Source organism: Cupriavidus sp. 207A1, assembly GCF_057798955.1.
In genome coordinates this window covers 96957-116409 of the sequence record NZ_JBYOJO010000008.1, presented here as the reverse complement: position 1 = coordinate 116409, position 19453 = coordinate 96957, and the positions used below count along the sequence as shown (strand labels likewise).

The window sequence follows — 19453 nt, the reverse complement described above, 5'->3', positions numbered from 1 at the left end:
ATAGCGCCCCTGCATCTGCGCCAACTCCGCTGGCGGCTGGCTCCACATAGGTATATTGAAAGCCCGGATGCCCAGAGACCGTCGAGAGTTGATCCACATCCAGAATCGACACCAAGAAGGGTGTTTTTCGGCACATTCCGAGTGACCGCAGGGAAAGCTGACTCGAAAGTCAGGCGCCCCAGCCCGCGACAGCTACTGGGTTGCATTGCCACTTCCATTGGCCAAGTCGAAGAAGGTCTTTAATTCGATTCCCTCATAAAACGCACTCATCTCGCGAATCTCTTCTAGATGTCCCGAATTGTGGGAGAAGGGGTCTACAGGCCAAGCATCAAGTCAGCACAAGGATTGGGTGCGAGGCGGTGCCGTATTGTGCACCGACGGAGGTCGTAATGGGTACGTGGCACGGCAAACCGTTCCACAGTACACGCTAGCCCTCGTCACTTCGCGTTGGACAGAGGGCGGAATGCCTCTGCGAGCCTATCCAACCAGGAAAAATTCCTTACTCTGCCCCGCATTGACCGCGCGCCGCAGCCAATCTGGCATCTCGCCCTGCCCGTCCCAACTCTGCCCCGCGGCGTTGCGATAGCAGACCACCGGCGGGGGCGCGGGCGGCGGCGGGGGCAGTGGCCGAGGGGGCGGCGGGTCGAAGCACCCCGCCGCTGCCAGCTCCTCCATGGTCAGCCCGTAGTCGGCCATCTCCGCCTGGATCCAGCGGATCGCCGCCGCCCGCTCATTGATTTCCGTCATCGGTGCTGTCGTGGCTGTCGTCACTGCTGGCGCTGCCGTCTTCCGGGTTAGAGGCGGCCGTCGGCGCGCCCTGCTTGTCGTCCTGCCGTTCGTCCAACTGTTGGTCCTGTTTTGCGCTTGGCGCCTCCTTGTCGGTCGGCGCCGGGCCGCCGGCCTTGCGCGGCCGCCCACCCCCCTCTCGCTCGGGCGGCCCCGTCCGCAATTCTGCCAGCAGCTGGCGCGCCAGCGCCGCTTCGGCCTCGGCCCGTTCGGCCCGGCGCTGTGCTGCGCCCAGTTCCGCCTGCACGGCGTCCAGGTCGTGCGCCGCTTTGCGCTGCGCCTGCTTGGCGCTGGCGAGCCGATCGGCGAGCGCCGCGGCCTGGGCTTCGAGCCGGGCGCGTACTTCGGCCTGCGCCACGGCCGCATCGCGCGCTTCGCTGCGCGCCGCCACCAGTTCGCCCCGCAACGCTTCGGCCGTGCGCTCGCTCTGCTGGCGCGCGGTCCGCTCCTGGTCCACTTCGCGCAGGCTGCGCCGCTCGCTGGCTTCGGCCCGTTCCTGCGCGAGGGTCACCGCCTCGCGCGCCCGCGCGAGCTCGGTCGAGAATTGCGTACGCAGTTCCGCCAGCTGCCGCCCGGCGGCCTCCAGCTCCGCCCGCCCCGCTTCCAGCCGCGCCTGGGTCGCCGCGTGCGCCTGGCGTTCCGCGGCCAGCTCCGCCTGCACGACGTCATGCTCCTGCCCAGCTTCGGCCAACTGCGCCGAGACCGCCGCCACCTCTTCGCGCGCCGCCGCCGTCTCGGCCCAGGCCGCATCGCGCTCAGCCTCGGCCGCGCTGGCCGCGGCGCGCGCCTCGGCGCGCAGCGTGGCCAGTTCGCCGGTGGCGGCCTCGTTGGCCGCCTGCCAGATGGTCTGGACCGCCCCGGCCGCGATGTCCTTCAACGCCTCCGGCAGGTCGGGATGGTCGATGGTCACGCGCGTGCGTCCGCGCAGTTCCTGCCAGAACGCCTGCAACACCTCGGCGGGCGTGCCCATGCTGCCCTTGCGCACCAGGCTGTAGAGCTTGTTGGCGGTGGGCGTGACGCCGTAGCGAAAGAACAGCAGGCCACAGACCTCGCGGTAGAGCGCGCGAGTCTCGGGGAAGCGGCTGCGCAACTCGGCCAAGTCGGCCTGTAGCGCAGCGTCGGTGATATCCAGGTCGACGGCAGGCATCTGGAGAAGAAAGCGGAAAGTGAAGATAAATATTACAACGTAATACGTACTAAAGCCAATTCCAACTGGCATACTTTAGACATAACTGCGCTTATGTCTATAATGTCGAGATAAGTGTGAATCTCGATGGCTCTGCATGGACCTGTTCCCAGTCAAACCGCTTGGGCGTGTTACCGACTCACTTCCCACACCGCTCGAGCGGTTAACCCTTTCACTGCCGCTTTCCGGGGCCGCCGGCACCAATCGCGCGCCTGCCGCTAGCGCGCGAATCGCCGCGGGCGACGACCTGGGCGCCGTGACCGCCTGGCTGGCGCGCTATGCCGACAGCGCGGCGACGATTGCCACCTACCGCCGCGAAGTCGAGCGCCTGATCCTGTGGGCCGTGCTGCAGTTGGGCAAGCCCTTGTCCTCGCTCACGCATGAAGACCTGCTCGCCTACGAGCGCTTCCTCGCCGACCCGCAACCGTCCGCGCGCTGGGTGCTGGCCGGCAGCAAGAAGCTCGCGCGCGGCCATCCGGACTGGCGCCCGTTTGCCGGGCCGCTGTCGCAAGGCAGCGTGCGCCAGGCGATGGTCATCCTGAATGCACTGTTCGCCTGGCTGACCGAGGCCGGCTACCTGGCCGGCAACCCCCTCGCCCTCGCCCGCCGCCGGCGCACGCCCACCAAGGCGCGCATCACCCGTTATCTGAGCCACGACCTGTGGGAGACGGTCAAGGAGACGGTCGCTGGGATGCCAACCGAGACCGCGCGGGAACGGCTGCATGCGGCACGCTGCCGCTGGCTGCTGAGCGTGCTCTATCTGGGCGGCTTGCGCGCGTCGGAGCTGACCGCCACCACGATGGGCGCGTTCTTCTGTCGCCGCGATGCCCAGGGCACTGAGCGTTGGTGGCTGGAGGTGACCGGCAAAGGCAGCAAGACCCGACTGGTGCCGGCCACCGACGAGCTGATCGCCGAACTGGCGCGCTACCGCCGCGCCCACGAACTGCCGCCTACCCCGCAGTTCGGAGAGACGCGTCCACTGTTGCTGCCGGTGATCGGCAGCGGCGAGAAACCGCTGTCACGCGGCGCGTTGCATCTGATCCTGAAAGAGGTGTTCGGCATGGCCGCGGCGCGCCTGCGGGCACGTGGGCCGGAATGGGAGGCGCAAGCCGCGGTGCTGGCCAGCGCCTCGGCGCACTGGCTGCGCCACACCGCCGGTTCGCACATGACCGACCGGCAGGTCGACCTGCGCTTTGTGCGCGACAACTTCGGGCACAGCTCACTGTCGACGACGAGCGGCTACCTGCACAGCGAGGAGGACGCGCGCCACGAGGCCACGCAGGCGCGGCACCGAATTGGCTGGGGTACGAAGCAATAGCCGGCCGGAAGGATTATTTCGCGATCGTGAATCTATGGAGACCTCTCTTATTGCAAAGCTAATGGGTTGGTTTGCTGTCGATCCAGGTGGTTAATTGCGTTTTCGGCGCAGCGTAAATCCGCGCGAAGGCGGCCGCGCCGGCAGCATGACGGTGCCGTAGTGATGAACGAAGTCTTCCGCAGTACGGGACAGCACTTGCTCATACCGATCAGGGTGAGCCACCAGCGCGCGCGGGTTATCCGGCACAAGCAGCTCGGGCACGCCGCCTGCGTATTCCATCGCGCAGACCATTCCCCCGATCCAGTCTGCGGTGGTCTGCCCCCGGGTAGCGCACGCGTATGTGTAATTCGATGCGCCCAGCACAGCGACGAAGATGCTGGCTTCGAAGACAAGGCCGCCCTCGGCATCCAGAATCGGCACGATCTGACCGGTGAAGCAAACAGCTTTTCGCCGGCGCGGTGCTGCTGGCGCATCGACCGCTTGAGCGTCGCTGCCCAATCCCGGTAACGGCAGCAGAACTGCGTGTATTGGTAAATGGGAACCCCGGGACTCGCCTCCAGGTAATCCTCCATCAACTGCAGTGTCACGCCCTTGCGGCGCAACTCGCGATGCAGATAGTCGGGCGTCACCCGTCCGCCCGGGTGGCAGGCAATGGCGTGCATCCACCGTGCAGAATTCTGCGTAGCCTCCCCATGCGTCAGCGCGCACACCTCATCGCCTACCTTCCAGCCAGTCACGGTGCTGCCTACTTGTGCGACGACTCCGGAGACCTCCAGACCCAGGAATGGATTGGCAGAAGCCGGTGGTTGGTAAAGTCCCATGCGGCTGTAAAACATCGGGCCGATTGATTCCCGCATACGCGACACGGATCAGGATCTCGTGGTCTTGGACGACCGGGATCTCCCATTCCCGCAAGGCCAGGGAGTCGGCCCCGGCCCCCGAGACATGGCTGATGTATTTCATCACAATCGATCTCCACTAGGATATATCATGCATCAATGACAATCGTTCACGAAGGAATAGGCGATGGAAGTCACTGGCATGAATCACTTCACTGTCCTGCTGGCGTCCAGCGTGCAGTTCTACGCGCAAGTACTTTGGCTCTCGAAAGAACCGTGCCCGGGACTATCGTTCCCTGGCGCATGGCTGTACTGCAACGGTGGGCCGATCGTGCATCTGATCTCCAGCGATACTTCAGCACCCCCATTGGGGGTGATTGACCACATGGCATTCAGTGCACGGGACCTGCTCGAGCTTCAACAGCACCTTCAACCGGACCTGGGTTCTTCTGAATCAGGCAATGCCGAACCCGCCATCAACCGGCAAGATCACACCGGTCACATAGGCTGCGTCGTCGGAGCACAGGAAGCGCGCCACGCGCGCCACATCGCGCGGCGTGCCCCACCGTTGCATCGGAATACGAGCCATGATCCCCGCACTGCGCTCCGGGTTATCCAGCGCGCCCGATGACAAGCGCGTGCGGATCCAGCCCGGGGCGACCGCGTTCACGCGGACGCCTTTTGGTGCCAACGCTGCCGCGTAGGCGCGGGTCAGCCCAAGCACGCCGGCCTTGCTGGCCGTGTATGCCGGATTGTTGGGTGAGCCAAAGTAGCTCCACATGGACGCCACGTTGACGACGGCGCCGCGTGCAGCGGCCAGGCGCTCCTCCAGCACGCTGATCATTGCCTGCGAACCGTTCAGGTTCACGTCGACCACCTTTCGGAATCCCTCCGGTGAGAACTCCTTGCGTTCGTGCAGGATAATGCCGGCTGCGTTGACCAGCACCGACACCGCATCCAGGTCCGCCGCGGCGTCACGCATGGCGTCCACGGTAGTGACATCGCCGCGTCGGAAGTCCAGTGCACCTGGCAGGTCTTCGTCGGCGTCCATGCCCAGGCATACAACGCGCAGGCCATCCTGTGCAAACACTTCGGCGATGGCGCGGCCGATTCCGGTTCCGCCGCCCGTTACCACTGCAATCCGTTGACTCATACTGCCTCACTCCCTGTTGAAGAAAGGGGGCGCTACACGCCCAGGTAGGTTGCGCGCAGGTGCGGGTTGGCAAGCAGTTCCTTGCCTGGCCCGGACAGCGCGATGGTGCCGCTTTCGATGACGTAGCCGTAGTCGGCCATGTCCAGCACCTGGTTGACGTTCTGCTCGATCACCAGAATGGCCATGTCGCGCTCGCGCAGCTGGCGAATGCTGTCGAAGAGCCGATCGACCATGATCGGCGCGAGCCCCAGCGATGGCTCGTCCAGCGCCAGTACGCGTGGCAGCGCCATCAGCGCGCGGCCGACCGCCAGCATCTGCTGCTGCCCACCGGACAGTGTCGAGGCCGCCAGGTGCTGGCGCTCCTCCAGGATCGGGAACAGCGTGAACACCTCGCGCAGCGTCTGCGCGCGCCGCTGGCGCGCGCGCCGATTGCTGGCGCCAATCAGCAGGTTTTCCAGGATCGACATGCCGAGGAACAGCTGCTTGCCTTCCGGCGACTGGACGAAACCGTCCAGCACCACACGGTGCGGCGCCTGGGCATCGAGCTCGCGTCCGTCCATGCGCACCGCGCCGCGCTTGCGCCGGACCAGCCCCGACACGGTGCGCAGGAATGTGGTCTTGCCAGCGCCGTTGGCGCCGATCAGCGCGGTGATGGAGCCCGGTGCCAGCGACAGGTCGATGCCGCGCAGCACCTGCTGCTCGCCATAGCCGGACCACAGGTCCTCCACTTCAAATACTGCTGCTGGCATAGCCATCTCCGAAATAGGCATTGAGAACCTCAGGCATGCGGACCACGTCAGCCGGCGCCCCGTCGGCGATCAGGCGCCCCTGCTCCATCACGATCACGCGGTCCGACAAGCCCATGATGACCTTCATCACATGCTCGACGATCAGCACGGTCACGCCGGTATCGCGGATCTTGCGCACCAGTTCGACCATCTCGCGCGCCTCGTTGGGCGTGGCGCCCGCCACCACTTCGTCCATCAGGAGCAGGCGCGGGCGCGTGGCCAGCGCCCGGCCCAGTTCGAGCTTGCGCTTGTCGAAGGCAGTCAGGTCGCTGGCATCGGTATCGGCGCGCGCGGCCAGGCCCAGGAACTCCAGGCAGGCGTAGCCCTCGTCGCGCACGCGCGTCCGCACACGGCTGCGCGAAAAGCCGCCGACCATGACGTTCTCCAGCGCGCTGAGCCCGCCGAAGGGCTTCGACAGCTGGAACGTGCGCGCGATGCCGGCAGCGCAGATCTGGTGCGGCCGCTTGCCGCGGATCTGCTCTCCGCCGAACAGGATGTCGCCTTCATCGGCCTGGATTGCGCCGGCGATCAGGTTGAAGGCGGTAGTCTTTCCAGCGCCATTTGGGCCAAGCAGTCCGAGGATCTCGCCCTTTCCTACCGAGAACGAAAGCTTGCTGACCGCCTGCAGGCCGCCGAAGCGCTTCGAGATCGATTTCACTTCGAGAATACGTTCCATGGCTCTTCCTTCACGCGTCCTTGGCGACGACCGCCTTGACCGGGGCATTCGGTGCGCGTCGGTAGCGCAGCAGCCGCGCGAGCGGGCCGATGATGCCCTTGGGGAAATACAGCACCGCCACCATCAGGATCAGGCCGTAGATCACCAGGTGCAGGCCGAGGAATTTGCCGGCAAACCAGGCGCGGGCAAGTTCGGCGATGGGGTGCAGCACGAAGGCGCCCAGCACCGGGCCGATGATGGTGCCCTGGCCGCCGACGATGGCCATGATGGCGGCATCGATCGACAGGTCCAACCCCATGTTCCGCTCCGGGTTGATGTAGCGGAAGAACTGCGCATAGAAGGCGCCGCCCAGCCCGGTCATGAACGCGCTGATGGCCAGCGCGATGATCGGATAGCGCGTAGTGCTGACACCTACCGCCTGCGCGGCGGCCTCGTCGCCGCGGATCGCCTTCAGGTAGTAGCCCAGGCGGGAGCGCTCAAGCGCCAGCGTGGCCAGTAGCATCGCCACCAGCATGGCGAAGATGATGTAGTAGTACGGCACCTTGCCGTCGAACTGGAACGCCAACCAGCCAGTCTGCGATGGTGGAATGACAAGGCCCTGCGCGCCCTTGAGGGGAATACCGAGGAACTCATCGGTATTCTCGATCCAGATACGCACGATCTCGGCAAAGGCAATCGTGGTCAGCGTGAAGTATGGCCCCTTGAGCTTGAAGGTGGGATAGCCGATGCACACCGACAGCAGCGCCGCAGCCAACCCGCCGGCGAGCATGCCGAACCAGGGCGAGATGCCCAACTGAGTGAATAGCAGCACGGTGATATAGCCGGCCCCCCCGGCGAACACCGAATGGCCCAGGGACAGCTGACCTACATAGCCGCAGACGAAGTTCCATGCCGACGCCATGTAGGCGAAGTAGAGGATCATGATCAGCGAGTGGAGCGCGTAGCTGTCCTGCACGAACAGCGGCAGCGCGCCGGCAACGGCCATCAGCGGAATCCCGATCACGGCGTTGACATTGGTCCTGGATAAGGTCATGGATACGGTCATAAATATGGCCCTCCCCTACTTGCGGCCGAGCAGCCCGTTGGGGCGGAACAGCAACACGATGATGAACAGGCAGAACGAGAACACCGATGCGGACGTGGCCGTGACGAACTGCGAGGCGACCGACTCGAACACGCCCAGCACCAGGCCGCCGAGCAGCGAACCCGGAATCGAGCCGATCCCGCCCAGCACCACCACCAGGAAGGACTTGATGCCAAACCCGAGTCCGGTGGTCGGCGATACCGACAGGAACGGCACCAGCAGCGCGCCGAAAAGTCCGAGGATGCCGGCGCCGATGCCGAAGGTGACGTTGTAGACCTGGCCAACGTTGATACCGGAAAGCGCTGCGGCGTCGCGGTTCTGGGCGGTTGCGCGGATCTGGCGGCCGGTGTCGGTGGCGCGCAGCCAGTACGACAGGCCGGCCGCGACCGCCACCGCCGCCACGCACGCGATCAGCCGCGGCACGTTGACCGGCAGCGATGCCAGGTCGATCGAGCCGCTGAGCGCATCGGTGGTGACCGTGCGCACATCGGGCCCGAAGGCCATCAGAATGCCGTTGTCGATCACCAGGAACACCCCGGTGGTCAGCAGCAAGGCACCAAGCGGCTCGACCACCATGGTGGCCTCGCGCCGGAACAGCGGGGCGATCACTACCGCCTGGGTGAAATAGCCGAGCAGGAACAGCAGCGGCACGGTGAACAGCACGGTAAGGTAAGGATGCAGGCCGAATACCGACCAGATCAGGTAACTCAGGTACATGGCGAGCATCAGGAAGGAGCCATGCGCGAAGTTGATTACCCTCAGCACGCCGAAAATGAGGCTGAGGCCAAGCGCAATGCCGCCGTAGATGCCGCCCAGCAGTACGCCGTTGACCACGGCGTAGGCCAGAATGGTTGGGTCCATGTCACTATCTCGATAAGCACGGGCAGCGCCCGTGTTGCGATACATCCGGCCCGGCACGGCGTGCCGGACCGTCCTGCCGGGTGCCTCAGCGCGCGCCGGGTGCGGGCAGCGGCCACACCGGCGCCACGCCTGCCAGGCGATTCGATGCCGGCCAGATCGTGCGGCGCTCACCGTTCTGGTTCTGCGAGATCACGCCGTGGGCAAAGGTGTTCTGGCCCTGCGCGTCGAACTTGATGCGCTGGTAGCCGGTGATCAGCGCGGGACCGCTGCTGATGTCGGTCGCGGCCAGGGCGTCGCGCACCTTGCCGCGCTCGGTCGAGGCAGCCCGCTCCAGCGCGTCCTTGACGATGTAGACGTTGGACACGCCCTGTGCGCCGTAGGAATTGATGCCGTAACCGAGCGCCGCCTTGAACCTGGCATCGGCGGCGATCATGGCCGGATCCTTGGCGGCGCGCATGATGTCGACTTGGAAGTCGTCCTGCACGAACATGTTCTCGACGGCCTTGGGCGACACCGCCTTGTAGAAGTTCGGATCCTCCGAGCCACCGCCCACGGAGTGGATGCCATAGGGCACGTACACGCGGCTTTCGGCGAGCTGGCGCGTGAACAGGATGTGGTCCGGCGTGTAGGCCACGACGATCAGCGCGTCGGGCTTGGCGCTGCGGATCTTGAGCAGTTGCGCCGACAGGTCGGTCTGGTTGGGCGGGTACGATTCATCCAGCGAGATGGCGTAACCGCGCTCCTTCGCCAGCTTCTTGACGTTGGCGGCATGCGAGCGGCCCCAGTCGGTACCCTCGTAGAACAGGCCGATGCTCTTCGGGCCCTTGCCAGTCTCCTTCTTCAGCAGCTCGAGCGCGTCGATCTGCTCGCGTGCGTCATAGATGGCCTTGTTGTTGGGCCGGAACACATACTTGAAGCCGCGCTCGGTAATCTCGTCCTTGACTGCGCCGGTGACCAGCCAGGGTACCTTGTAGCGCTCGGCGACCTCGGTGGCCGGGAAGGTCACCGCGCTGTTGTAGGCGCCGACGATCAGCGTGACGTTCTCGCGCTGGATCAGGCGCTCGGTTTCCGCGACACCGACGTCGGGCTTGGACTGGCTGTCGGCAAACACCAGCTTCAGGCGCGCGCCGCCCAGCGCCTTGACGCCGCCCGCGGCATTGATTTGCTCGGCGGCGATTTCCGCGCCGAGCTTCGTCTGGTTGCCAATGGTGGCGGCGCCGCCCGACAGCGGCAGCACGAAGCCGATCGGGATCTCCTTGACTTGCCCGATGGCATTGCCGCCCGCCAGCGCCAGCAGCAAGGCCGAGGCGCCGATAAAGCGACGGCGGGACGAACGTGGGTGCGTATGCATAGTGTCTCCTGGTTTGGTCCGGACCCGACGGCCCGGTGCAACTCTGGGTTGCTTCTGTGATCCGGCGCGGGCGCGCGGCCCGCGCCCTGCCGGTCAGGCCGCCATCACCTGCTGCGCCAGTTCGCCGATGCCGGCGGCATCAAGCTTGTAGTGCGCATACAGGTGGGTCGGTGGCGCGATCAGGCTGTACTCGTCGAGAATGCCGTGACGCACCAGCCGCGTACCCGCACCCGCATCGGCCAGCACCTCGGCCACCGCGCCGCCCAGGCCGCCCAGCACGTTGTGCTCCTCGACGGTCATGATTGCCTTGGAGCGCGCTGCCGCACGCAACACTGCCTCGCGGTCGAGCGGCTTGACGGTGGCCATGTCGATCATGCCGACCGAGCGGCCGGCGGCATTCAGGCGCTTAGCCGCTTCCAGCGCCGGATGCACCGTCGAGCCGGTCGCGATCAGCGTCAGTTCCTCGCCCTGCAGGTGCTCGATCGCCTTGCCGAACTCAAAGACGGTGCGCTCCTCGTAGACGGCGGGCTCACGGCCACGGCCGATGCGGAAGTAGATCGGCTGCGCATGGTCCTTCGAGGCATTGATCGCCGCGCGCAACTGCGGGCCGTCCGCGGGGGCGACCACGGTCAGGTCCGCGATCGAGCGCATGATGGCCAGGTCCTCGGTCGCATGATGCGAGGTGCCGTAGAACCCCAGCGAGATGCCGGCGTGATGGCCGATCAGGCGCACAGGCAGCGCGCAGTACGCGACGTCCATGCGGATCTGTTCGCAGCACAGCAACGCCAGGAACGAAGCAAAGGTGGCGACAAAAGGGGTATAGCCGGCAGTGGCCATGCCCGCGGCGGCCGTCACCATGTTTTGCTCGGAAATGCCGAACTGAATATAGCGGTCCGGATGCCGCTGGGCAAAGCGGATCAGCCCGTTGGAGTACTGCAGGTCGGCGGAGCCGGCGAGCACCGGCGCGCCCGCTTCGACCAGGTCGATCAGGCCGTCGGAGAGGTAGCTGAGTCCGGGGGTGATCGCGTTCAGGCCGCGGTACTGCCAGGAGTCCTTGGAGAGTGGCTGGTTCATTGCAATCAGTCCTTTGCGAGAATTTCTTCGATGGCGCGCTGGGCGTCGTTCGGGGCCAGGTAGCCCAGGTGCCAGCCCGGCTCGGTCTCCATGTACGAAACCCCCTTGCCCTTGACGGTTTTCGCGATCACGCACACGGGGCGCGTGCGCGCGGTGTCGGCCCGCAGCCGCCGCAGCAGCGCGGTCAGCGCGGTCACATCGTGGCCGTCGACCTTGTGCACCTCCCAGCCGAACGCCTCCCACTTGGCGTCGAGCGGCTCGATGCCCATGACCTCGTCGACTGCGCCGTCAAGCTGGTAGCCATTGCGGTCAACGATCGCAATCAGCCTGCCGGTACCATGGTGCGCGGCGGACAGCGCTGCTTCCCATACCTGTCCTTCCTGCATCTCGCCGTCGCCCAGCATCACAAAGGTGGTGAAGTCCTGCCCCGCATGCCGGCCTGCGAGTGCCATGCCCAAGCCCGCGGACAGTGCGTGCCCAATTGACCCCGAGCTGAAATCGATGCCGGGCACCTTGCGCATGTCGGGGTGGTCGCCCAGGGGGCTCCCCAACCGGGTGTAGTCGTCCAGCCATTCTTTGGGGAAGAAGTCGAGATCTGCCAGGATCGGGAAAAGCCCCACTGCGGCATGCCCCTTGCCCATCAGGAAGCGGTCGCGCCCAGCCCAGGCGGGCTCGCCGCGGCGCAGATTCATCACGTCGTAGTACAGCGCGGCAAAGGTCTCAGCCGCGGAGAACACCGAGGTGTAGTGGCCGGTCTTGGCGATCTCGATCAGGCGGATCGTCTCCAGGCGCACGAAGGTGGCGCGCTCCTTGAGCATTGCGACCTGTTCGGCGCTGGGCGCAAACGGGTCGGCGGCGGTGCTGACGAGCGCAGGTGCTACAGGCTGGTTCATCTCACATCTCCATTTTTATGATGCATCATATATCCTTTAATTGGGCAAAAAATTGGCCTCTGGCAGCCATGGCGGCCGTCATAGGCTCCCCATGCAGAGGTACTTCACTTCCAGGTAGTCTTCGATGCCCTGGCGCGCCCCTTCGCGCCCGAGCCCGGATTCCTTGAGACCGCCGAACGGTGCCACGGCGGTCGAGATCAGGCCTTCATTGATGCCGACCATGCCGCATTCCAGCGCCTCGGCCACGCGCCACACGCGGCGCAGGTCTTGCGTGTAGAAATAGCCGGCCAGCCCGAACGGCGTGTCATTGGCCATCTGCACGACCTGCTCGTCCGAATGAAAGCGCATCAGCGGCGCCACCGGGCCGAAGATCTCGTCGCGGCCCAGCGCCATCTGCGCGCTGACCTCGCCCACCACGGTGGGCGCATAGAAGGCAGAGCCATCCTGCGGCGGCGTTCCGCCCGCCAGCACGCGCGCCCCCAGTCCGACCGCCTCGTCGACCATACCGTGCACGCGCCGTGCCGCGCCGGCATGGATCAGCGGGCCGATGGTGACGCCAGGCTGGCTGCCGTCGCCCATCCTCAGCCCCGCCACCGCCGCGCACAGCTTCGCGGCAAAGGCATCGTAGACCGCGTCATGGACGAAGATCCGATTGGCGCAGACGCAGGTCTGGCCGGCATTGCGGTACTTCGAGGCCATCGCACCGCGTACCGCGGCATCGATATCGGCATCGTCGAACACGATAAAGGGGGCGTTGCCACCCAGTTCCAGCGACAGCTTCTTGATATTGGACGCCGACTGCTCCATCAGCAGGCGGCCGACGCGCGTGGAGCCGGTGAAGGTCAGCTTGCGCACGGTTTCGTTGCGCGCCAGCACTTCGCCAATGGCCGGTGCGCTGGCGCCGGTGACCACGTTGAACACGCCCGCGGGCACGCCGGCACGCTGCGCCAGTTCCGCCAGCGCCAGCGCGCTCAGTGGTGTTTCCGCGGCCGGCTTGAGCACCACGGTGCAGCCCGCGGCCAGCGCCGGCGCCACCTTGCGCGTGGCCATTGCAATCGGGAAATTCCACGGCGTGAGCGCCGCCACCACGCCCACTGGCTGGCGGATCACCATCAGGCGCCGATCAGGCGATGGCGTGGGAATGCACTCGCCGTAGGTGCGCGTGGCTTCTTCGGCAAACCATTCGACAAAGGACGCGCCGTAGACCACCTCGCCTGCCGCCTCGGCCAGCGGCTTGCCCTGCTCTGCCGTCATCAACGCGGCCAAATCCGCCTCATGCGCGCGGATCAGCTCGTACCAACGCCGCAGGCATTCGGCACGATGCCTGGCTGTGGTGTTGCGCCACGCGGCCAGGGCGCGCTCGGCCGCGGCGATGGCGCGGCGGGTTTCGTCGGCACCCATATCGGCGACTTCGGCAATGACTGCACCAGTGGCGGGGTTGGTCACGGCGAAGCGGGCACCGTTGTCGGCGTCGCACCATTCGCCGCCGATCAGGCCGCGCGTGCGCAGCAGTTCAGCATCGCGTAGCTTCATGATGCCTCCGCAGCCTGCAGCATCTGCAGCGCGCGCGCGTTGACCGCGCCCATCGCCGCGACCAGGTCGCCGGCGTCCAGTTCGCGCATGAAATTGCGCATATGGGGCGCGGCCAGCGAGAGTTCCGCGGCGTGGCGCAGCTCCTCCACCGTCGCGTCGGGCAAACCCAGGTCAGCGAGGCACAATGGCAGGCCGATGCTGCGGTAAAGCGCCTCGACTTCAGTGCGCGCCGCATCGTCGCGCCGCTCCAGTTCCAGCTGCACCAGCAGGCCGTACGCCACCTGCAGGCCGTGCGGCGCGTGGCTGACCCCGCGCAGCGCCGACAGCCCGCGGGTCAGCGCATGGGCGATCGACAAACCGCCGCTCTCGAAGCCGAGGCCCGACATCAGGATGGTGGCCTCCACCACGCGTTCAAACGGGGGCGTCGGCGTGCCGGTGCCGGCGGCGGCCAGCGCATCTTGCGCATCCGCCATCAGCACCGCATGACAGGCACGCGCCAGCGCGGCGGCCGACAGCAACGGACGCGTGCCGAACATATTCCGCCCCGCCCGCGCACGCGCACACTGTTCGGCTTCGAACATCTTCGAGATGGCGTCGCCGATGCCCGCGAGCAACATCGAGGCAGGCGCCTGGGCAATCAGTGCGGTGTCGGCTATCACGCTGCTGGGGCTGTACGGCAGATGCCGCACGGCCAGCAGGCGGTGCGCCTCGTCATACAGCACATAGTTCTTGCTGGTCGGCGCGTCGTTTGACGCAACGGTGGGCACGGTGATCACCGGCACGCCGAAGTGGTCGGCCAGCGCCTTGCCCGCATCGATACTGCGCCCGCCGCCAGCCGCAACCACGAGGTCGGGGCCTGGCTGTCCGGCCTCTGCCGCCAGGCGCGCCACCAGGCCAGGTGTCAGGGCTTCGTCGAAGCTGACGCTGCGCGTCGCCACGCCAGCCTGTTCGCACAGGCGCACCAGCTGTTCCCCTACCATGCCCATCACCATGCGGTCGGCCACCAGCAAGGCATTGCTGCCCAGGCGCGCTGCGTGCTCGCCCAATACTTCGATGGCTCCCGCACCCTGGACATAGCGTCCGGGCGATCCGAATACTGCTTGCACGTTGTCTCCTCTCGCGTTCCCCCGGCGCTCGCCGAATTTCGATACATCATATAGGATATATCCTGTCAGGCAAGGAATTTCTTTCGGACTAATCCAACCCGCTTCAGGAGACATAGCTTATGCAGCTACCCGATCTTCATCCCCGCGCCGCCATCAATGGCCATACCCGCGTCATCATGATCCTCGCCTACCCGACCCACCACGTGCGCACGCCATCGTTTTTCAATGCCTATATGGCCGAGACCGGCACCAACGCGGTCCTCGTGCCCTGGCAGGTCGCGCCGGCACAGTTGGCCGACGCGGTACGCGGCCTGCGCGAGGTTGAGAACCTCGCAGGCCTGATCGTCACGGTGCCGCACAAGCAGGCTATTGCCGGCCTTTGCGATGAACTGGAGGGGATTGCCGCCGACCTGCACGTATGCAACGTGGTGCGGCGCACCGCCGATGGCCGCCTCATTGGCGCCATGTACGACGGCATCGGCTTTGTCGAAGGCATGCGCAACAACCGCATCGACCCGGCGGGCAAGCGCACCCTGCTGCTCGGTGCGGGGGGAGCCGCCACGGCGGTGGCTGCCGCACTCCTCGACGCCGGTGTCGCGCAGTTGACGGTGGCGAACCGTACGCGCGCAAAGGCGGAGGAACTCGCCGCCCTGCTGCGGGCACGCCGGCCCGGTGCCGCGGTTCAGGCCGCCGGCAGCCTGGAAGGCGACTGGGATCTGGTCATCAACGGCACCTCGCTGGGCCTGAAGCCAGACGACCCGTTGCCGCTCGACCCAGCCCTGCTGCGTCCCGGCACCATCGTCGCCGAGGTCATCATGCAGCCGGTCGAGACCGCCCTGCTGATTGCGGCACGGCAGCGCGGTTGCCGCGTGCATCGTGGAGAGCACATGGTCACTTCGCAGATTAGGCTGCTAGCCGACTTCCTGCTCAGCGCAACCCCCGCGCAGTAGCGCCATCGCCGCAGCGGGAAATCGGCGCCGGCACATCATATATGATATTCCCATGAACCTATGGCTGAGGCAGGACCCATGAAAGAACTTGCACGGGTGGAAAAAGGCAATCTCTCTTCCCGAGTCTACGATGAAATCCGCTCTGCGCTGATGAGCGGCAAGTACGTGCCCGGCGAACGGCTGCGCGTGGCCGATCTCGCGCAGTCGCTTGGCACCAGTTCAACGCCGGTGCGCGAGGCGATTTTCCGACTGGTCAGCGAGCAAGCGCTTACCATGACCGCTGCCACCTCGATCACCGTCCCCGAATTGGATCCCGGCACCGTCGCGGAAATCCAGTTGATGCGCACATTGCTGGAGGGCGCCGCTGCCGAGACCGCGGCGCAGCGCATCACGCCGCAGGAAATCGCCCGGCTGCGCAAGACGCACGAGGCGTTTATCAAGGCCGTGGCGGTCAGCCCGCGCGAGGCCGCTGCGCAGAACCGCAAGTTCCATTTCGAACTGATGGCGGCATCGCGGCTGACCAACCTGTACGCGGTCGTCGAGAGCATGTGGGTACGCATGGGTCCGCTCCTGCACATCTTCCATACTGAACTGCGCGCCAGCCGTGAAAGTTTGAAATCTCACCCTCACTATCGCGTGCTGGACGGACTGGAGCGCCATGACCCGGCCACCGCGTCGCAGGCCATCCGTGATGACATCCAATGGGGGAAGGTTGTCTTGCTTGAATGGATGGCGGCACGCGAAGAGCGGGAAACGGCTTAGTCAATGGGTTGTGGCCGCGTCTCTGGCGGCCTCGTTTTGGGTTGGGGCCCCCTTCTTTGCGATTAATTGCAATTTAGGGCCGGTGAAGATCCCCATTCATACAAGGTCAACCGGGAAGCGCCGGCCGTGGCTGCGTGGCGCCCTGCGGCCTTGGACACGGCGAGTTGCTGGACGCGGCCCTGATGGCCGCCGTCGACCACGGCCCGCAGGCGCCAAGCATCGCGATCACACGCATGGCCGCCCCCTGCGGCGTGGGCCTGAACAAGGCGATGGCCTCTGCCGTGAACGTGCTGGGCGACGTGCATGGCGGCGCCGGTGAACAGGCGGTGGCCCTATACGGGGACATCGCCCACCGTGTCGATCCCGGCGGCCGGATGGTGGATGAGGCCGTCGCGGCGGCGCTTCAGGATTATCGCGACCAACATGGGCAATTTGTCTGCGGGTTCGGTCACCGCTTCCATCCCGTTGTCATCCTGAATGCGCTGTTTGCTTGGCTGACCGAGGCCGGCTACTTGTCGGGCCGCCCACTTGCGCTCGCGCGGCGCCCGGCGCGCCCGCAGCTGGCCACGGATTACGCCCTACTTGAGCCACGAGCTGGGGGCGACGGCCAAGGAAACTGTCGAGGCGATGGCCGGATACGATAAAGTTCGGCCGAGCGCGAGCGCCTGCATGCGACGCGCTGCTGCGGGGTGCTGACGGTGCTCTACCTAGGCGGGCTGCGGGCCGCCGAGGTGGCAGGCGCGCCCCATGGCGCGTTCTTCTGTCGGCGCGACGGCGCGGGCGTGGAGCGCTGGTGGCTGTAAGTGAGCGGCAAGAGCAACAAGACCCGACCGGTGCCGACCTCCGACAAGCTGGTCGCCGAACTTGCGCGCTACCGCCATGCCCACGGCCCGGCGCCGATCCCGCAGCTTTGGGGAGACGCGCGCTCTGGTGCTGCCGGTGATTGGCCGTGAGACGGATTGCCGCCACCAGCGCCCACCTGCACAGCGAGGAGGATGCGGGACATCAGTCCACATAGGGCCGGCATCGAATCGGCTCGGGCACATTCAGCAAGCCAGGTTGCTGATTCAATGGAGAGCTGGTCCCCCTCACCTATCGGCAGGCAAAGCGGACATCTTCGTTGGGCAGCAAATGCCGGTCGCAGGTGTTCCACATTGATACAATCGAACGCGATCTATTTATCTTCTAAGAGGACGATGGCAAAGGTGGCTACGCGCGAAAGGGTGATAACCACAGCGGGCCGCTGCCTCGAATGCGGGGCGCGCGAACTGGTTGAGGACGGGCGGACGGCAGCACTGTCCCCCATAAGCAAACAAGGAACATCCACGCGCGAAGCCGGCGAGTTGCAGTACCCGAACGCCAAGGCCGGCCTCAAGGATGCCAGTCCGAAGAACCAAATTGCTTCCATTCTCGGCCACGAGGCCGAGAATGTGCGCCTCTTTGGCGAGAACGATGAACTGGTGGATGAGGTGCCGGCATGAGCGAACTTGTTCCGGGCAGTCCCCACTATGGCAGCATGCATGGCCGCATCGTCGCCTTGCTGGAAGCCGCCCGTCGTGCCGCCGCCCGCAGTGTCAACGTGCTGATGACTGCGACCTACTGGGAAATCGGCCGCCGCATCGTCGAGTTTGAGCAAGGCGGGCAGGACCGCGCTGGCTATGGGCAAGCCTTGCGCAAGCGGCTCTCGGCTGATCTCTCGAGGAGGTTCGGGCGTGACTTCTCGGAGCGCAACCTGGAGCAGATGCGGCTGTTCTACCAGGCTTGGCCCATCGACCACATATCGCAGACACCGTCTGCGAAATTGCCCACCGCCCGGATTTCGCAGACATCGTCTGCCATTCGCACAGGGGAGGAGCTTTCCAGCGCCTTGTCCCGGGATTCCGTCGACCTGTCCGACCTGGCCAGAGCTTTCCCGCTCCCGTGGTCAGCGTACGTCCGACTGCTCTCTGTGCGCAATGAGATGGCGCGCCGATTCTACGAAACCGAAGCGCTGCGCTGCGGCCCTGTACATGGCAAGTAAGGACAACCAGGCCTTCCTGCACGGCCGGTTTATGCTGGGCGGCGATGTGCTAAAGCACGACAAGGGGCCATCGAAAGGTGGCTGCGGCCGGATGCGTTCAAGAACCATGACATGTCGGTAGCCAAGGCGAACAAGAAGGTCGTGAATTTCAAAAAGGTCATCGGCTAGCCCAATGGGATAGCCCAACTGGTGGTTTTTTATTCCGAACGGGCGTGCGGCTTCAGCGCTGACATTCGCTACCAGGACGATAGCTATTTTGATGCCTTGGCGCAGATGTGCGAGCGGTCCCTGAAAATGATCGCTACCTTGCCCGAGACACGGCGGCCGGCGCTCTGGGCACGCCTTGCCGAAGTGCGCCGCACCCGTGACAACTTCGGCTATGACGTGGCCGATGACATGGATGGATTGCTGGCCGGGTACGGAGTCGATGGCTGATCATGATGCGTTCGCCGCCTGCAAGCAGAAAACGCAGGTCTGATCGCGCTACTGGAATCGCACGGCATCGACTGGTGCGTGACGCCGAAGGAGAACGCCTGTCAGCGGAGGGCCGCCCGATTCGACCGCTCTCGCCGATTCTCGACAATAGGGCGCTACTCATGGAACTGCTATCGCTCCCACCTTTGGACGGCCCTGCCGCCCCGCTCCCCACCGCGCACCTCACCCCGCTGGAGCACCTGCGCCTGCCCCCGGCACTGTCCGGCGTCGTTGGCAGCAACCGCGCCCGGGCAGCGCCGTCCGCATGGGCGCCGCCGACGATGTTGCCACCGCTACCGCCTGGCTCGCGCGCTATGCGGACAGCGCGGCGACCCTGACTGCCTACCGGCGCGAGATCGAGCGATTGATCGTGTGGGCGGTGCTGCAGCTCGGCAAGCCACTGTCCTCGCTCACGCATGAAGACCTGCTCACCTACGAGCGCTTCCTCGCCGACCCGCAACCGGCCGCGACAGGTCAGCACAAGATGGTCTAGGTGATGAATCATGAAGGCCTCCAGAGTCGCTAGCATGACGAAATGTGCCAGCACGGGCTGCCCGCACACGGAATTTTGAACCTGCATTCCTCCGGCAGGGGCCCGG

Annotated in this window: 18 protein-coding genes and 4 pseudogenes; 8 read left to right on the top strand and 14 right to left on the bottom strand. The window is 65.6% G+C overall.

What is annotated here, in order from left to right:
- Nucleotides 1-477: 477 nt before the first annotated feature.
- Both AC3FMM_RS16585 and AC3FMM_RS16580 read right to left on the bottom strand, forming a co-directional pair.
- On the bottom strand, nucleotides 478-747 hold the full coding sequence (locus AC3FMM_RS16585; protein WP_488687006.1) for an H-NS family nucleoid-associated regulatory protein: 270 nt from the start codon (nucleotides 745-747) through the stop codon (nucleotides 478-480).
- Nucleotides 731-1933, bottom strand: coding sequence for a DNA-binding protein (locus tag AC3FMM_RS16580; RefSeq protein ID WP_488687005.1), 1203 nt, complete (start codon nucleotides 1931-1933; stop codon nucleotides 731-733). Before AC3FMM_RS16580 ends, AC3FMM_RS16585 begins: the two co-directional genes overlap by 17 nt.
- 136 nt (nucleotides 1934-2069) lie before the next feature.
- On the opposite strand from AC3FMM_RS16580, the gene AC3FMM_RS16575 reads away from it, so the two are divergent.
- Nucleotides 2070-3290: a tyrosine-type recombinase/integrase gene (locus tag AC3FMM_RS16575; RefSeq protein WP_488687004.1), complete on the top strand. Its 1221-nt coding sequence runs from the start codon at nucleotides 2070-2072 to the stop codon at nucleotides 3288-3290.
- 129 nt (nucleotides 3291-3419) lie between these two features.
- Here AC3FMM_RS16575 and AC3FMM_RS16570 read toward each other — a convergent pair.
- The 12 genes and pseudogenes from AC3FMM_RS16570 to AC3FMM_RS16515 form a co-directional block, all read right to left on the bottom strand.
- Nucleotides 3420-3931, bottom strand: a pseudogene (locus AC3FMM_RS16570) (IS21 family transposase); the annotation flags it as partial.
- 99 nt (nucleotides 3932-4030) lie between these two features.
- Nucleotides 4031-4111 (bottom strand): annotated as a pseudogene (locus AC3FMM_RS16565) (hypothetical protein); the annotation flags it as partial.
- Nucleotides 4112-4583: 472 nt separating this feature from the next.
- Complete coding sequence (locus tag AC3FMM_RS16560; protein WP_488687003.1) at nucleotides 4584-5282, bottom strand: SDR family NAD(P)-dependent oxidoreductase; 699 nt, start codon at nucleotides 5280-5282, stop codon at nucleotides 4584-4586.
- 32 nt (nucleotides 5283-5314) lie between these two features.
- A complete protein-coding gene (locus AC3FMM_RS16555; RefSeq protein ID WP_488687002.1) occupies nucleotides 5315-6031 on the bottom strand; it encodes an ABC transporter ATP-binding protein in 717 nt (238 codons plus the stop codon).
- Nucleotides 6012-6746, bottom strand: coding sequence for an ABC transporter ATP-binding protein (locus AC3FMM_RS16550; protein ID WP_488687001.1), 735 nt, complete (start codon nucleotides 6744-6746; stop codon nucleotides 6012-6014). The genes AC3FMM_RS16555 and AC3FMM_RS16550 overlap by 20 nt, the downstream gene beginning before the upstream one ends.
- Nucleotides 6747-6756: 10 nt before the next feature.
- Nucleotides 6757-7779 (bottom strand): branched-chain amino acid ABC transporter permease, encoded by a 1023-nt coding sequence (locus AC3FMM_RS16545; protein WP_488687000.1) that lies wholly within the window; start codon nucleotides 7777-7779, stop codon nucleotides 6757-6759.
- 27 nt (nucleotides 7780-7806) lie between these two features.
- Nucleotides 7807-8691: a branched-chain amino acid ABC transporter permease gene (locus tag AC3FMM_RS16540; RefSeq protein ID WP_135706810.1), complete on the bottom strand. Its 885-nt coding sequence runs from the start codon at nucleotides 8689-8691 to the stop codon at nucleotides 7807-7809.
- Between the two features lie 85 nt (nucleotides 8692-8776).
- Entirely contained in the window at nucleotides 8777-10042 is a 1266-nt protein-coding gene (locus AC3FMM_RS16535) for an ABC transporter substrate-binding protein (protein WP_488686999.1), read from the bottom strand.
- Nucleotides 10043-10135: 93 nt separating this feature from the next.
- Nucleotides 10136-11122 (bottom strand): transketolase family protein, encoded by a 987-nt coding sequence (locus AC3FMM_RS16530; RefSeq protein WP_488687161.1) that lies wholly within the window; start codon nucleotides 11120-11122, stop codon nucleotides 10136-10138.
- Nucleotides 11122-11934: a transketolase gene (locus tag AC3FMM_RS16525; RefSeq protein ID WP_431189932.1), complete on the bottom strand. Its 813-nt coding sequence runs from the start codon at nucleotides 11932-11934 to the stop codon at nucleotides 11122-11124. The genes AC3FMM_RS16530 and AC3FMM_RS16525 overlap by 1 nt, the downstream gene beginning before the upstream one ends.
- Nucleotides 11935-12087: 153 nt before the next feature.
- Nucleotides 12088-13542, bottom strand: a complete 1455-nt coding sequence (locus tag AC3FMM_RS16520) for an NAD-dependent succinate-semialdehyde dehydrogenase (protein ID WP_488686998.1) — start codon at nucleotides 13540-13542, stop codon at nucleotides 12088-12090.
- On the bottom strand, nucleotides 13539-14648 hold the full coding sequence (locus AC3FMM_RS16515) for a glycerol dehydrogenase (protein ID WP_488686997.1): 1110 nt from the start codon (nucleotides 14646-14648) through the stop codon (nucleotides 13539-13541). The genes AC3FMM_RS16520 and AC3FMM_RS16515 overlap by 4 nt, the downstream gene beginning before the upstream one ends.
- 119 nt (nucleotides 14649-14767) lie before the next feature.
- On the opposite strand from AC3FMM_RS16515, the gene AC3FMM_RS16510 reads away from it, so the two are divergent.
- From AC3FMM_RS16510 to AC3FMM_RS16480, 7 genes and pseudogenes are all read left to right on the top strand, one after another.
- Nucleotides 14768-15598, top strand: a complete 831-nt coding sequence (locus AC3FMM_RS16510; protein WP_488686996.1) for a shikimate dehydrogenase family protein — start codon at nucleotides 14768-14770, stop codon at nucleotides 15596-15598.
- A 78-nt stretch (nucleotides 15599-15676) separates the two neighbouring features.
- Nucleotides 15677-16360: a GntR family transcriptional regulator gene (locus AC3FMM_RS16505; RefSeq protein ID WP_488686995.1), complete on the top strand. Its 684-nt coding sequence runs from the start codon at nucleotides 15677-15679 to the stop codon at nucleotides 16358-16360.
- Nucleotides 16361-16506: 146 nt separating this feature from the next.
- Nucleotides 16507-16902: pseudogene (locus tag AC3FMM_RS16500) on the top strand (citrate/2-methylcitrate synthase); the annotation flags it as partial.
- A 654-nt stretch (nucleotides 16903-17556) separates the two neighbouring features.
- Entirely contained in the window at nucleotides 17557-17841 is a 285-nt protein-coding gene (locus tag AC3FMM_RS16495; RefSeq protein ID WP_488686994.1) for a hypothetical protein, read from the top strand.
- A complete protein-coding gene (locus AC3FMM_RS16490; protein WP_488686993.1) occupies nucleotides 17838-18380 on the top strand; it encodes a DUF1016 N-terminal domain-containing protein in 543 nt (180 codons plus the stop codon). The genes AC3FMM_RS16495 and AC3FMM_RS16490 overlap by 4 nt, the downstream gene beginning before the upstream one ends.
- Before the next feature lie 189 nt (nucleotides 18381-18569).
- Complete coding sequence (locus tag AC3FMM_RS16485; protein WP_488686992.1) at nucleotides 18570-18815, top strand: hypothetical protein; 246 nt, start codon at nucleotides 18570-18572, stop codon at nucleotides 18813-18815.
- Between the two features lie 161 nt (nucleotides 18816-18976).
- Nucleotides 18977-19323, top strand: a pseudogene (locus tag AC3FMM_RS16480) (tyrosine-type recombinase/integrase); the annotation flags it as partial.
- Nucleotides 19324-19453: the final 130 nt, after the last annotated feature.